At 72.9% G+C, this 14007-nt stretch carries 13 protein-coding genes; 11 read left to right on the plus strand and 2 right to left on the minus strand.

Going from position 1 to position 14007, the window contains the following annotated elements; all coding sequences use genetic code 11:
- The first annotated feature begins 73 nt into the window (after positions 1 to 73).
- The gene (locus ACFSJS_RS05860) at positions 74 to 313 is read left to right on the plus strand and encodes a DUF397 domain-containing protein (RefSeq protein ID WP_155071457.1); all 240 of its coding nucleotides are present in this window, start codon (positions 74 to 76) and stop codon (positions 311 to 313) included.
- On the opposite strand, the gene ACFSJS_RS05865 is transcribed toward ACFSJS_RS05860, so the two are convergent.
- Positions 300 to 890 (minus strand): ATP-binding protein, encoded by a 591-nt coding sequence (locus ACFSJS_RS05865; RefSeq protein WP_380897454.1) that lies wholly within the window; start codon positions 888 to 890, stop codon positions 300 to 302. The genes ACFSJS_RS05860 and ACFSJS_RS05865 overlap by 14 nt on opposite strands.
- Positions 891 to 1237: 347 nt before the next feature.
- Between ACFSJS_RS05865 and ACFSJS_RS05870 the strand changes: the two genes are divergently transcribed.
- The 4 genes from ACFSJS_RS05870 (at position 1238) to ACFSJS_RS05885 (ending at position 5502) form a co-directional block, all read left to right on the plus strand.
- Complete coding sequence (locus ACFSJS_RS05870) at positions 1238 to 2077, plus strand: helix-turn-helix domain-containing protein (RefSeq protein ID WP_380897457.1); 840 nt, start codon at positions 1238 to 1240, stop codon at positions 2075 to 2077.
- Between the two features lie 121 nt (positions 2078 to 2198).
- Complete coding sequence (locus ACFSJS_RS05875) at positions 2199 to 2762, plus strand: DinB family protein (RefSeq protein WP_380897459.1); 564 nt, start codon at positions 2199 to 2201, stop codon at positions 2760 to 2762.
- Between the two features lie 142 nt (positions 2763 to 2904).
- Positions 2905 to 3546, plus strand: a complete 642-nt coding sequence (locus ACFSJS_RS05880) for a PadR family transcriptional regulator (RefSeq protein WP_380897461.1) — start codon at positions 2905 to 2907, stop codon at positions 3544 to 3546.
- A gap of 336 nt (positions 3547 to 3882) precedes the next feature.
- Positions 3883 to 5502, plus strand: coding sequence for a threonine/serine exporter family protein (locus ACFSJS_RS05885; RefSeq protein ID WP_380897605.1), 1620 nt, complete (start codon positions 3883 to 3885; stop codon positions 5500 to 5502).
- 129 nt (positions 5503 to 5631) lie between these two features.
- Here ACFSJS_RS05885 and ACFSJS_RS05890 read toward each other — a convergent pair whose 3' ends face one another.
- A complete protein-coding gene (locus tag ACFSJS_RS05890; RefSeq protein WP_380897463.1) occupies positions 5632 to 6126 on the minus strand; it encodes an inorganic diphosphatase in 495 nt (164 codons plus the stop codon).
- Positions 6127 to 6248: 122 nt separating this feature from the next.
- Between ACFSJS_RS05890 and dacB the strand changes: the two genes are divergently transcribed.
- From dacB to folE, 6 genes are all read left to right on the plus strand, one after another.
- A complete protein-coding gene (gene dacB, locus ACFSJS_RS05895; protein WP_380897465.1) occupies positions 6249 to 7742 on the plus strand; it encodes a D-alanyl-D-alanine carboxypeptidase/D-alanyl-D-alanine endopeptidase in 1494 nt (497 codons plus the stop codon).
- Positions 7743 to 7937: 195 nt separating this feature from the next.
- Positions 7938 to 9080 (plus strand): zinc-dependent metalloprotease, encoded by a 1143-nt coding sequence (locus ACFSJS_RS05900; RefSeq protein WP_380897467.1) that lies wholly within the window; start codon positions 7938 to 7940, stop codon positions 9078 to 9080.
- 139 nt (positions 9081 to 9219) lie between these two features.
- Complete coding sequence (gene tilS / locus ACFSJS_RS05905; RefSeq protein ID WP_380897470.1) at positions 9220 to 10359, plus strand: tRNA lysidine(34) synthetase TilS; 1140 nt, start codon at positions 9220 to 9222, stop codon at positions 10357 to 10359.
- Between the two features lie 36 nt (positions 10360 to 10395).
- Positions 10396 to 10935 (plus strand): hypoxanthine phosphoribosyltransferase, encoded by a 540-nt coding sequence (gene hpt, locus ACFSJS_RS05910; RefSeq protein ID WP_380897607.1) that lies wholly within the window; start codon positions 10396 to 10398, stop codon positions 10933 to 10935.
- Between the two features lie 276 nt (positions 10936 to 11211).
- On the plus strand, positions 11212 to 13254 hold the full coding sequence (gene ftsH / locus ACFSJS_RS05915) for an ATP-dependent zinc metalloprotease FtsH (RefSeq protein WP_380897472.1): 2043 nt from the start codon (positions 11212 to 11214) through the stop codon (positions 13252 to 13254).
- 134 nt (positions 13255 to 13388) lie between these two features.
- Positions 13389 to 13994: a GTP cyclohydrolase I FolE gene (gene folE / locus ACFSJS_RS05920; protein ID WP_380897474.1), complete on the plus strand. Its 606-nt coding sequence runs from the start codon at positions 13389 to 13391 to the stop codon at positions 13992 to 13994.
- Positions 13995 to 14007: the final 13 nt, after the last annotated feature.

Raw genomic sequence — 14007 nt, forward strand, 5'->3', positions numbered from 1 at the left:
CGGCGTTATGATCCGGGTCAGTCGACCGTTCCAGACCCTGACCGCACCCGACCGCACCGTCCGGGAGAGTCCGATGCCCCACGCGTACAACGGCATGGCAGCCAGGGACCTCCACGGGGTCGTCTGGCAGAAGAGCAGACACAGCAACTCGCAGGGAGCCTGCGTGGAGTTCGCCAAGCTGCCCGGCGGCGACGTGGCCGTACGGAACTCGCGCTATCCGGACGGCCCCGCGCTGGTCTACACCCCGGCCGAGGTCGAGGCGATGCTGCTCGGCGCCAAGGACGGCGAGTTCGACCACCTCATACAGGACTGACGCCCGAACCCCGCTCCGGGTTCAGTCGGAAGAGCGCCCACACCACTTTTCCGGGCTCGGGGTCCTCCATGGGGCGCCAGCCCCAGTCGTCGCTGAAGGACTCGACGAGGAACAGGCCGCGCCCCGACTCCGGGGCGTCCTCGGTGAAGGCGTCCAGGAGGTCCGCCCGGAGGGCGCCGACCGGGCACGCCGCCGCGTCCAGGCCGAAGTCGGCGAAGTCGGGGGCCTTGGCGACGGGCGCGTTCCTGCTGGGATCCCGCACGGCGCACACCAGCCGGCCGGACCAGTGCATCAGGTGGAGCCGCACCGGCGGATCGAGGACCTGGCCGGGGGCGGCACCGGGCACCCCGTGCCGCAGGGCGTTGGTCACCAGCTCCGAGACCACCAGGGCCACGGTGTCGAAGTGGCCGCCCAGCCGCCAGTGCGCCAGGACGCTCCGGGTGAACTCACGGGCCGTCTTCACGGCTTCGTAGCGGGGCCGCAGGGCGCAGGAGGCCGACCCGGAGAGCGCGTCGGGGTCGAGCGGCGGGAAGCCATGCCATAACCGGTCGAGCACGGTCGGTCCTTCGGTCCCCATGACGAGACACTCCTGGCTTTACGGCGGTCATGGCCCTGTCGGACCCCGTCAGCGGTGGTGCTCCGTTTCGCGTTCCGCTCGTTGCGCTGCGTCGGTGGATCGTGGGCATGGTCAAGTGCCCTGATCGCGCGTGCACTTGTGCCGTCCCCATGGTTCCCAATGCCCACAGCAGATGCAAGGGCAGATGCACGTGCACGCGTGACTTTCGATTGTGTGTAACCACATGGGCACACACCGAAGGCATTGGTGGCAGACTGCCCCTTGTGGCGGGGGTGGAGAGCTGAACGCAAACAGGAGCATTTCCGGTGAAAAACGGAGTGAACGGGGCGAACGGGTCGAGTGGGTCCATGGTGCGCCGCATCCTGCTCGGTTCCCAGCTGCGGCGGCTCCGCGAGGCCCGCGGAGTCACCCGTGAGGCGGCCGGATATTCCATCCGGGCCTCCGAATCGAAGATCAGCCGCATGGAGTTGGGACGGGTGAGCTTCAAGGCGCGGGACGTGGCGGACCTGCTGACGCTGTACGGCATCACCGACGAGGCGGAGCGCGAGCCGCTCCTCAGCCTCGCCCGCGAGTCCAGCGTCGCGGGCTGGTGGCACACCTACAGCGACGTGCTGCCCAACTGGTTCCAGACGTACGTCGGGCTGGAGGGCGCCGCCTCCCACATCGGCGTGTACGAGGTGCAGTTCGTCTCCGGGCTGCTCCAGACGGAGGCGTACGCCAGGGCGGTCGTCACCAGCGGCCACCGCACCGGCCTGTCGGCGGACGAGGTGGACCGCCGCGTCGCCCTGCGCCTGGAGCGGCAGAAGCTGCTGCTGTCGGACCAGGCGCCGCGGTTCCGCTGCGTGCTGGACGAGGCCGCGCTGCGCCGCCCCTACGGCGGACGGGAGGTGATGGACGCTCAGCTGGCGCACCTGGCGGAGCTCTCCGAACTCCCGCACATCACCCTCCAGGTGATGCCGTTCGACACCGGCGGGCACCCGGCCGAGAGCGGGGCCTTCACCCTGCTGCGCTTCCCGGAGTCCGAGATCTCGGACATCGTCTACCTGGAGCACCTCACCAGCGCCCTCTACGTCGACAAGCCGGAGGAGGTCGCCCAGTACGAGCACGTGCTCGACCGCCTGCTGGAGGACAGCCTCAGCCCGGAGCGCACCCGCGACCTGCTGCGGGACATCCGCCGCTCGTCCTGAGCGCCGCCCGGCCCGCACACCCCGAACCCTTGAGGACAGTAGTCGTCCTCAAGGGTCCGTAGCGTCTGTCGTGTCGAAGGGGCCGGTCCGGTCCCGCCGCACCGACGGACGAGGAGTCCCCATGCCTGTTGTGGTCGCCACCGAAGCCCCCGGCGACGAGCGCGGAGCCCTGCTCGCCTACCTGGAGGCCCAGCGCGGCGGCATCCGCCGCGCCCTCCACGGGCTCACCGACGAGCAGGCGCGCGCCAAGCCGACCGCGAGCGCCTTCTCCCTGGCCGGCATCCTCAAGCACGTCGCGGTGGGCGAGCGCGGTGCGCTGCGCATGATGCGGGGGGAGCCGTTCGACTTCCAGGAGCAGGCGGGGGAGTGGGAGGACAGCCTGAGCGTCCGGGAGGACGAGACGGTCGAGCCGCTGCTGGAGTCCTACGCGCGGGCGGCGCGCGAGACCGAGGAGGCGGTGGCGGCCCTGCCCTCCCTCGACGAGACCTTCGAGGCCCCCCGGGTGCCCTGGGACGAGGGCGGGCGGCGCTCCTGGCGGTGGGGGCTGCTCCACCTGATCGAGGAGACCGCCCGGCACGCGGGCCACGCCGACATCATCCGCGAGACGATCGACGGCAAGGGCGCCTTCGACCTGGTCTTCGAGACAGGCGCGATGCCCGAGCCGGACTGGTCCTCGGCGGGGTGACCCGCGGGGCACCCGTCCGCGGCCTCCTCCGGCGCCGGGCGTGATCGCCCGCCGCCGTCCGTCTACGCTGGACGGCGGCGGGCGAGACCGCGGCGCGGGAGGCCGCGGACGGAGCCGCCCGGTGAGGCCCGGAAGGGGAGCGATGTCGGCGATCCGGCTGCTGGTGCTGGGCGCGGTGCGCCAGCACGGGCGAGCCCACGGCTACCAGGTCCGCAACGACCTGGAGTTCTGGGGCGCCCACGAGTGGTCCAACGCCAAGCCGGGATCGATCTACCACGCGCTCAAGCAGATGGCCCGCCAGGGGCTGCTGGTCGTCCGCGGGACGGCGCCCAGCACGGCCGGCGGACCGCCGCGCACGGAGTACGAGCTGACGGACGCGGGAGAGGCCGAGTACCACCGGCTGCTGCGCTGGGCGCTCCTGGCGCACGACGAGAAGCCGGACGTGCTCACGGCCGGGGTCGGCTTCATCGTGGACCTGCCCCGGCAGGAGGCGGTCGAGCTGCTCCGGCGGCGGGTGGCCGCCCTGGAGGAGTGGGCCGCCGAGGTCAGGAAAGACTGGACGCCGAAGGGGGCCCCGGAGGAGTGGGGCCACATCGGCGAGGTGATGAGGCTGTGGGTGCACACCGCGGCCAGCGGGGCCGAGTGGACCCGCGGACTGATCGAGCGCCTGGAGAACGGCGCGTACGTGATGGCGGGCGAGGGCGAGCGCTCGGTCGAGGTGCTGACCGAGGGAGCCCCCGCCCCGTTCACCGCCGGCGCCGGGTCCGCGCCGCCCGGACGGTGAGCGGATCCCTGCCCGCGGCCGCGCCCGGGAGGGGCCGGCGCCCTTCGGCGCGGATCCGGAGCTGAAGCGCATCTCACACCGGAAGAGGCTCCTCCGCGCCCTTCCCCGGGCACCGGGGAGCCCTATCCTCACTGACAGGAACGGACATTTCCCACCAGCGTTCGGGAACTTCCCTGTCTTGGACGAGACGGCCGGAGGAGTGAGGAGCAGACGGACTTGGCCCCGGAGACGACCAGGAAGAGCACGGCGACCGACAGCCTTCGCCCCGAGGACCGCGGGAACCCCGCGGAGGAGATCCGGACACGCAGCGCCTTCGCCCCTCCCTCCGGAGTGCCGATGTCGCCCCCGCAGGGGGAGGACGACCACCCCACCTCCGAGTTCGCCGTCCCCGAGGGCCTGAGCAGTCCCGCACCGCCCGTCGAGGAGGAGCACCCCACCTCGGAGTTCGCCCTGCCCGAGGGCGTGCGCAAGCCGGCCTCGCCGGAGCCCGGCTCCGCCTTCACCCCGCCCGACGGCATCCCGGTGATCAGCAGCCTGGTGCGGCCCGGAGCCCCCTGGCAGGACCGGATGCGCACCATGGTCCGGCTGCCGATGGGCGAGCGCCCCGTGCCCGAGCGACCCCGGCGCACCGACGAGGGGGACAGCGAGACCGGACCGTCGGCACCGCGCGTCCTCGACCTGACGCTGCGCATCGGCGAGCTGCTGCTCGCCGGCGGCGAGGGCGCCGAGGACGTCGAGGCGGCCATGTTCGGGGTGGCGCACGCCTACGGGCTGGACCGCTGCGAGCCCACGGTCACCTTCACCCTGCTGTCGATCACCTACCAGCCCTCGCTGGTGGACGACCCCATCACGCTCAGCCGGACCGTGCGGCGCCGCGGCACCGACTACAACCGGCTGGCCGCGGTCTTCCGCCTGGTCGTGGACATCACCGACGGCGACGTCACGCTGGAGGAGGCGTACGGCCGCCTGGCCGAGATACGCCGCAACCGCCACCCCTACTCCAAGGGCACCCTCACCGTCGCCAGCGGTCTGCTGGCCGGCGCCGCGTCCACCCTGGTCGGCGGCGGCTGGCTGGTGTTCCTCCTGGCGGCGGTGGGAGCGATGCTCGGCGACCGGCTCGCCTGGCTCTCCTCCCGGCGCGGGCTGCCGGAGTTCTACCACTTCGTGGCCGCCGCGGTGCCGCCCGCGGCGGTCGGGGTGGCGGTCGAGCTGTTCGCCGACGACCTCGGCCTGGTGATCAGGGCGTCCGCGGTCGTCACCGGGGGCCTGTTCCCGCTGATCCCCGGTAGAGCCCTGGTGGCGGCCGTCCACGACGGGCTGACGGGTTTCTACATCACCGCCTCGGCCCGGCTGCTGGAGGTCGTCTACCTGGTGGTCGGCATCGTCTGCGGCGTGCTGCTGGTGCTCTACGTCGGCTCCGAGCTGGGGGCCGGGTACATCAGCCCGGAGGGCCTGGACCTGCGGACCCGGCCGCTCGTCCAGCTCGGGGCGGCCATGCTGCTGGCGCTGGCCTTCTGCGTGCTGCTCCAGCAGGAGCGGTCCACCGTGCTGCTGGCCACCCTCAACGGCGGCGTCGCCTGGCTGGTCTACGGCGCGATGGCCGACGTCGGGCGCGTCGAGCCGGTCGCGGCGACCGCGGCGGCGGCCGGCCTGGTGGGTCTGTTCGGGCAGCTGATGTCGCGCTACCAGTTCGTCTCGGCGCTGCCCTACGTCACCGCCGCGATCGGCCCGCTGCTGCCCGGTAGCGCGATCTACTTCGGGCTGATCGGCATCGCGCAGGGCCACCTGGACCAGGGCCTGGCGAACCTCTCCAGGGCCGCGGCGCTGGCGCTGGCCATCGCCATCGGCGTGAACCTGGGGAACGAGCTGGCGCGCCTGTTCATCAAGGCGCCGGACCGGGAGGTCCCGCTGCCGCTGACGGGCCGCCGCGCGGCCAAGCGCACCCGCGGCTTCTGACGGCCGCCGCACGGCGCGGTGCCCCGGTCCTCCGCACCCGGAAGGGCGCGGAGGACCGGGGCACCGGCGCGGGACCGCGGGCCCGCCGGAGCGGAGCGCCGGGCCGCGGGGGAACCGCGGGTCAGCGGCTCAGTGGGAGCCGCCCGACTCCTCGAGGCGCTTGATCGACGCCGTCACCTCGGCCTCGGCCTCGGCGCGGCCGACCCAGTCGGCGCCCTCGACGGACTTGCCGGGCTCCAGGTCCTTGTAGACCTCGAAGAAGTGCTGGATCTCCAGCCGGTCGAACTCGCTCACGTGGTGGATGTCCTGCAGGTGCTCCACGCGCGGGTCGGACGCCGGCACGCACAGCAGCTTGTCGTCGCCGCCGGCCTCGTCCGTCATGCGGAACATGCCGATCGCCCGGCACCGGATGATGCAGCCCGGGAAGGTCGGCTCCTCCAGCAGCACCAGCGCGTCCAGGGGGTCTCCGTCCTCACCCAGGGTGTTGTCGACGAAGCCGTAGTCGGCCGGGTACACGGTGGAGGTGAACAGGTGGCGGTCGAGCCGGATGCGACCGGTCTCGTGGTCCACCTCGTACTTGTTCCGCGACCCCTTCGGGATCTCGATGACGACGTCGAACTCCAAGGGAGACTCCTCCGTATGCTTCAGCACTCGTCAGTGGCCCGGGGGATTCCCCCGGAGAGCGGCGATGTGGTGGTTAAGTGTCCCTCACGCAGGTGTGTGCTCGCGAAAGGGGCTGGTCCGAGGTGCGGGACACGTGGCGGGTGGCGGTCGGTTCCGCCGCCGTCGGACTCGCGGTCGCCGTGGCGGCGGTGGCCGTCACGGGACCGTGGGACTCGGGTCAGCGTACGGCCGAACGGGTCCGCGCCGCCTCCTGGGTCCAGGGTGGCGGCCCGGGGCACGGCGGGGCGGGCCTCCCGGGGGGCCCCGCGCCCGCGCCCAGCGCCCCCGAGGTGCTGACGGCGCTCGGGGCCGCCCCGGGCGGCGGGCGGGCCGCCGGAGGGGACGTGGCGGAGGGCGCCGGCGGGGACGGTGCCGCCCCGGGCCGCGGCGAGGCGCCCCCGCCGACCCGCACCGCCCTCACCGACACCCTGGAGCCGCTGCTGGAGGACGGCGCCCTGGGCACCCTGCGCACCGCCTCGGTGGTGGACGTGGTCACCGGACGGCAGCTGTACGGGTCGAACTCCGGCCGGGCGGTCGTCCCGGCCTCCACGGTCAAGGTCGCCACGGCGGTCGCCGCCCTGTCGGCCGTCGGACCGGAGCACCGCATCCCCACCCGCGTGGTGTGGGAGGCCGAGCGGAAGCGGATCTTCCTTGTCGGCGGCGGCGACACCACGCTCACCCGCGCCCAACTGCGGCGGCTGGCCGACACCACCGCCCGGGAGCTGGCCGGACGGGGCGTGAAGGAGGTCTCCCTCGCCTACGACACCTCGCTCTACAGCGGCCCCGAGCGCCATCCGATCGGCGTGAACGACAACCTCGCACCGGTCACCCCGCTGATGGTGGAGGCCGGCCGCCTCGACGACAGCACCCACGGCCCCGCCCCGCGCTCCGCCGACCCGGCCGCCGACGCCGCCGGGCTCTTCGCCGAGCGGCTGCGCAACCGGGGCGTCGACGTGGGCGCCCCGGTCGCGCGCCGGGTCCCCGGGCGCTCCGGAGGGGGTGTCGAGGAGCTGGCCGTCCACCGCTCCGCTCCGCTGTCGGAGCTGGTCGAGCGGATGCTGGCGGACAGCGACAACGACCTCGCCGAGGCGCTGGCCCGGCAGACCGCGATCGCGCGCGGCGAGCCCGCGAGCTTCGAGGGGGTGCGGCGCGCGGTGCGGGACGAGCTCGCCGGACAGGGCAGGCGGCTGCACCTGAAGGGGGTCCGCTTCGCCGACGGCAGCGGGCTCGACCGGGCCGACAGGGTCTCCGCCGAGCTGCTGACCGGGCTGCTGGCGCTGGCCGCCGACCCCGGCCGGCCCGAGCTGCGGCCGGTGCTGACCGGCCTGCCCGTCGCCCGCTTCACCGGCACCCTCGGCGGCCGCTACGACGAGGAGGCCACCCGCAACGGCGCGGGCGTGGTCCGCGCCAAGACCGGCACCCTGACCGGGGTCAACACGCTGGCGGGCACGGTCGTGGACGCCGACGGCAGGCTGCTGGCCTTCGCCTTCACCGCCTCGGGCACCACGGACCGGCAGGGCGCCCACGCCGCCCTGGACCGCCTCGCCTCGGCCCTGGCCAACTGCGGCTGCCGCTGACCCCGGGCCCCGCACGCCCGCGCCCCTCCCGCGCGCCCCTCCCGCGCGCCGCTTTGTCCGCCCCGTCCGCCCCGGCGGCCGGCCTCCCGGTCCGGCACGGGCATCGCCCCCCGGTCCGGTGGGCACCCCTGCCCCGTGGCCGGTGCTCCCCGCGGTCCGCTCCCGTTCGGCGGCACCGGCACGTACGGTGAAGTCATGACGAGCCTCGGTGGTGTGGAGATGGTCGACTGGAATCTCGCGGCGGCGACCGCGACCCGGCTCGTGAGGCCGGGCCCCGACGTGAGCCGCGAGGAGGCGCGGGAGGCCGTCGCCGAGCTGCGCCGGCACGCCTCCGCGTCCGAGGAGCACGTGCGCGGCTTCACGCGGATGGTGCCCGACGGGGCCGCGGACACCCCCGTGCTCGTCGTGGACCGCCCCGGCTGGATCCGGGCCAACGTGGCCGGGTTCCGGGAGCTGCTGTCGCCCCTGCTGGACAAGGTGCAGGCGCGGCGCGGCAACGGCCCCGGCGGCGCGGTGCTCGGCGTGGTCGGCGGCAAGGTCACCGGCGTCGAGGTCGGGATGCTGCTGTCGTTCATGGCCTCGCGCGTGCTGGGCCAGTACGAGACGTTCGCGCCGCCCGGCCGCGACCTGCCCGGCGGCCCCGGGCAGGGCGGCGGGCGGCTGCTGCTGGTCGCGCCGAACATCGTGCACGTGGAGCGCGAGCTGGACGTCGATCCGCACGACTTCCGGCTGTGGGTGTGCCTGCACGAGGAGACGCACCGCACCCAGTTCTCCGCCGTGCCGTGGCTGCGCGACCACATCGAGGGCGAGATCCACGCCTTCCTCGGGGAGACCGACGTCGACCCCTCCACGCTGCTGGAGCGGCTGCGCGAGGCCGTGCAGTCGATGTCCGGCGGCTCCCGCCCCTGGGCGGACGGCGCCGGGGAGGACGCGGACGGGGGCGGGCGCAGTCTCGTCGAGCTGGTGCAGACCCCGGCCCAGCGGGAGGTCCTGGGACGGATCACCGCCGTGATGTCCCTGCTGGAGGGGCACGCGGACTACGTGATGGACGGCGTCGGGCCCCAGGTGGTGCCCACCGTCGCCGAGATCCGGGAGAAGTTCCAAAAGCGCCGCGCCGCCGGTGCCGGCCGCCTCGACCTGGCGCTGCGCAGGCTGCTGGGGCTGGACGCCAAGCTGCGGCAGTACCGCGACGGCGAGCGGTTCGTGCGCGCCGTGGTGCAGGAGGTGGGCATGGAGGGCTTCAACCGGGTGTGGACGTCGCCCAACACCCTGCCGACCAAGGCGGAGATCACCAGGCCGGCGGAGTGGATCGCGAGGGTGCACCGGAAAGCGGACTGATGACCGCCGAACGCCGAGACAATCACTCTTGCGAGGGACCGTGAGCGACGGGCGCGCGTGCGATGCTCAGGGATGCAACTCTTCTCTGTCACCATCTACGCACGCAGCGTAGCCACGTCTCCCGAGGAAGTGAACGGACATGGGTCCCCACCCCGCGGTCGCAGCGATACGCCTGGCAGTACGCCGTACCCTCCACGACGTGCTCCGCGACGCCGCAGGCGGCGCCCGGAGCGCACCGGACGGCACCGGGCGGCCTCCGCTCGTGCTCGTCGCCTGCTCCGGCGGCGCCGACTCCATGGCGCTCGCCTCCGCCCTCGCCTTCGAAGCCCCCCGCCTCGGCCTGCGCGCCGGGGGCGTCACCGTCGACCACGGGCTCCAGCCCGGCTCCGCGGACCGGGCCCGCGAGGTGGTCTCCCGCCTCGCCGCCCTCTCCCTCGAACCGGCCGAGGCCGTCACCGTGACCGTCGGCCGGGCCGGCGGCCCCGAGGCGGCCGCCCGCACCGCCCGCTACACCGCCCTCGACGAGGCCGCCGAACGCCTCGGCGCCGCCGCCGTCCTGCTCGGCCACACCCGCGACGACCAGGCCGAGACGGTGCTGCTCGGCCTCGCCCGCGGCTCCGGCACCCGCTCGCTGTCCGGGATGGCCGCCGTCTCCGGCTCGCCCACCGGCGGCCCGGGGGCCGGACGCCGCTACCGGCGGCCGTTCCTCGCCGTGGACCGGCAGACCACCCGCAAGGCGTGCATGGTCCAGTCGCTGCCCGTCTGGGACGATCCGCACAACGCCGACCCCGCCTTCACCCGCTCCCGGGTCCGGCACGACGCCCTGCCCGCACTGGAGAAGGCCCTGGGCAAGGGCGTGGTGGAGGCCCTGGCCCGCACCGCCCAGCTCTCCCGCGACGACGCCGACGCCCTCGACGCCTGGGCGCTCGACGCCGAGCGCGCGGTCCGCGTGGCCCCGCCGGCCCCCTCCCCGGCGCCCCGCGGCCCCGCGGAGGGGGAGGAGGGGACATCTGTCGCACACGTCACAACGGACGCCGGAGCGGACACCGGTGCCGTGCTCGACGTCCCCGGCCTCCACGCCCTTCCGCCCGCCGTGCGCCGCCGGGTGCTGCGCCGGGCGGCCGTCGCCGCCGGGTCTCCGGCGGGTTCGCTGTTCGCCCGCCACATCGAGGAGATCGACCGGCTGATCACCGACTGGCACGGCCAGCGGGCGGTCAACCTGCCCGGCCGGGTGGCCGCCCGGCGGCAGGGTGGCACACTGGTCATCCGGCAAGTGTGATCCTCGACCGAGAGCAGCAGGGTGGACGACAAGGACATGGGCGCCGACCTCAAGTCGGTGCTCATCACCAAGGAAGAGATCGACGCGAAGCTGGCCGAGCTGGCGGAGAAGATCGACGCGGAGTACGAGGGCAAGGACCTGCTCCTGGTCGGGGTCCTCAAGGGCGCGGTGATGGTCATGGCCGACCTCGCCCGGGCCCTGTCCTCGCCGGTCACCATGGACTGGATGGCGGTGTCGTCCTACGGCGCGGGCACCCAGTCCTCCGGCGTGGTCCGCATCCTCAAGGACCTGGACACCGACATCCAGGGGCGCCACGTCCTGATCGTCGAGGACATCATCGACTCCGGCCTGACGCTGTCCTGGCTGCTGACGAACCTCGGCTCGCGCGGCCCGGCCTCGCTGAACGTGTGCACCCTGCTCCGCAAGCCGGACGCGGCCAAGGTGGACATCGACGTCAAGTGGGTCGGCTTCGACATCCCCAACGAGTTCGTCGTCGGCTACGGCCTCGACTACGCCGAGAAGTACCGCAACCTCCCCTTCGTGGGCACCCTGGCACCGCACGTCTACGGGGGCTGAGCCCGCGGGGCGGAGCCGGGCGGGCGGTACGGGAACGCCCGGGGCCCCTCCGGCGTTGGAACGGGCGGACGGTGCGCGGCCGGCCGCCCGTCATCGGCCCGTCCCGACAGTGCTTCGGGCGGCCATCCTGGGGTACCGTCCGAAGGTCAGTCTGTTGCGGCAGTCTGTTCAGCAGGCCGAGCAAGCCGGAGTAATACACCGTACGCACGGCGGCCTTCCCGAGGTCGCGGTGCCTCACTGTGGCAGGAGGGACGGGGCGCACGCCGCCCCGTGTGGATGGACGTGAAGCGCTACTTCCGTGGTCCCGTCATGTGGATCGTGCTGGCCGCCCTCGCCGTGGTCGTGTTGATGAACGTCGTCGGCTCGTCCGGCGGCTACAAGACGGTGGACACCGGCCAGGTCGTACAGGCGATCAACGAGAACAAAGTCAGGTCCGCCGAGCTGACGACCGGCGACGAGCAGGCCGTCAAGGTCGAGCTCAGGGACGGCGTCAAGATCGAGGGCAGCGACAAGATCAAGGCGAGCTACATCGACGAGCAGGGCGTCGATCTGGCCAAGCAGCTGCAGTCCAAGTACCAGGACGGGCAGATCAAGGACGGTTACACCGTCTCGCCGCAGAAGCAGAACGCCTTCGTCGGGATGCTGCTCTCCCTGCTGCCGTTCGTGCTGATCGTGATCGTCTTCCTGTTCCTGATGAACCAGATGCAGGGCGGCGGCTCCCGGGTGATGAACTTCGGGAAGTCGAAGGCGAAGCTGATCACCAAGGACACCCCCAAGACGACCTTCGCCGACGTCGCGGGCTCGGACGAGGCGGTCGAGGAACTCCAGGAGATCAAGGAGTTCCTCCAGGAGCCCGCCAAGTTCCAGGCCGTCGGCGCCAAGATCCCCAAGGGCGTGCTGCTCTACGGCCCGCCCGGCACCGGCAAGACGCTGCTCGCGCGCGCCGTCGCGGGCGAGGCGGGCGTCCCGTTCTACTCGATCTCCGGCTCCGACTTCGTCGAGATGTTCGTCGGTGTCGGCGCCTCCCGCGTCCGCGACCTGTTCGAGCAGGCCAAGGCGAACGCCCCGGCGATCGTCTTCGTCGACGAGATCGACGCCGTCGGCCGCCACCGCGGCGCCGGCATGGGCGGCGGTCACGACGAGCGCGAGCAGACGCTGAACCAGCTGCTGGTCGAGATGGACGGCTTCGACGTCAAGGGCGGCGTCATCCTGATCGCCGCCACCAACCGTCCGGACATCCTCGACCCGGCGCTGCTGCGCCCGGGCCGCTTCGACCGGCAGATCGCGGTGGACCGGCCCGACATGCAGGGCCGCCTGGAGATCCTCAAGGTCCACGCCAAGGGCAAGCCCATGGGGCCCGACGTCGACCTGGCCGCGGTGGCCCGCCGCACCCCGGGCTTCACCGGCGCGGACCTGTCCAACGTGCTCAACGAGGCCGCGCTGCTCACCGCGCGCAGCGACAAGAAGCTGATCGACAACCACTTCCTGGACGAGGCGATCGACCGCGTCGTGGCCGGACCGCAGAAGCGGACCCGGATCATGAGCGACAAGGAGAAGAAGATCACCGCGTACCACGAGGGCGGTCACGCCCTGGTCGCGGCGGCCTCGCCGAACTCCGACCCCGTCCACAAGATCACGATCCTCTCCCGGGGCCGGGCGCTGGGCTACACCATGGTCCTGCCCGACGAGGACAAGTACTCCACGACGCGCAACGAGATGCTCGACCAGCTCGCGTACATGCTGGGCGGGCGCGCGGCCGAGGAGCTGGTCTTCCACGACCCGACCACCGGTGCCGCCAACGACATCGAGAAGGCGACGGCCACCGCCCGCGCCATGGTCACCCAGTACGGCATGACCGAGCGGCTGGGCGCGATCAAGTTCGGCTCCGACCACTCCGAGCCCTTCCTGGGCAAGGAGATGGGCCACCAGCGCGACTACTCCGAGGAGGTCGCCGGGCTGGTGGACGAGGAGGTCAAGAAGCTGATCGAGGCCGCGCACAACGAGGCGTGGGAGATCCTCGTCGAGAACCGGGACGTCCTGGACAACCTGGTGCTGGCGCTGCTGGAGAAGGAGACCCTGGGCAAGGAGGAGATCGCGGAGATCTTCCGCCCGGTGGTCAAGCGTCCCCCGCGGCCGGCCTGGACGGGCTCCTCGCGCCGCACGCCCTCCACCCGGCCGCCGGTGTCCACGCCCAAGGAGCTGGCCATGGCCAACGGCTCCCAGGGGGTCCCGGAGAAGGGCAAGGAGATCGGTCCGACCGAGTCGGTGATCACCAAGGAGACGCCGCTGCCGACCGACGAGCCCCGCTCGGAGGGCTGACCGCCCGGCTCGGAGCCGGCCGCCCCTCGACGGCGGCGGCCGCCCGGGCCCCCGGAATGCCCGCCGCGCCCCTCCGGTTTACTACCGGAGGGGCGCGGCTGCTTCTGCTGCCCACGTTCGAGAGGTGAGAGCACATGATCGACCCGGTGACGCTGGACGGCGAGACCTCCGTCGGCGAGTTCGACGAGAAGCGCGCCGAGAACGCGGTACGCGAACTGCTCATCGCGGTCGGTGAGGACCCCGACCGCGAGGGACTGCGCGAGACCCCGGCCCGGGTGGCGCGCGCCTACAAGGAGATATTCGCCGGTCTGCGGCAGCGTCCCGAGGACGTCCTGACCACCACCTTCGACCTGGGCCACGACGAGATGGTGCTGGTGAAGGACATCGAGCTGCTGTCCTCCTGCGAGCACCACCTGCTGCCCTTCCACGGCGTGGCGCACGTCGGCTACATCCCGGCCACCTCGGGCAAGATCACCGGCCTCTCCAAGCTCGCCCGGCTGGTCGAGGTCTACGCCCGCCGCCCCCAGGTCCAGGAGCGGCTGACCACCCAGATCGCCGACTCCCTGATGAAGATCCTGGAGGCCCGCGGCGTGATCGTCGTCATCGAGTGCGAGCACATGTGCATGACGGTCCGCGGCGTCCGCAAGCCCGGCGCCAAGACCATCACCTCCGCCGTCCGCGGCCAGCTGCGCGACTCCGCCACGCGCGCCGAGGCGATGAGTCTGATCATGGCCGGCTGAGGCCGCGCGGAGC

This window comes from Streptomyces desertarenae, from assembly GCF_042681365.1.
Taxonomy (GTDB): domain Bacteria; phylum Actinomycetota; class Actinomycetes; order Streptomycetales; family Streptomycetaceae; genus Streptomyces; species Streptomyces desertarenae.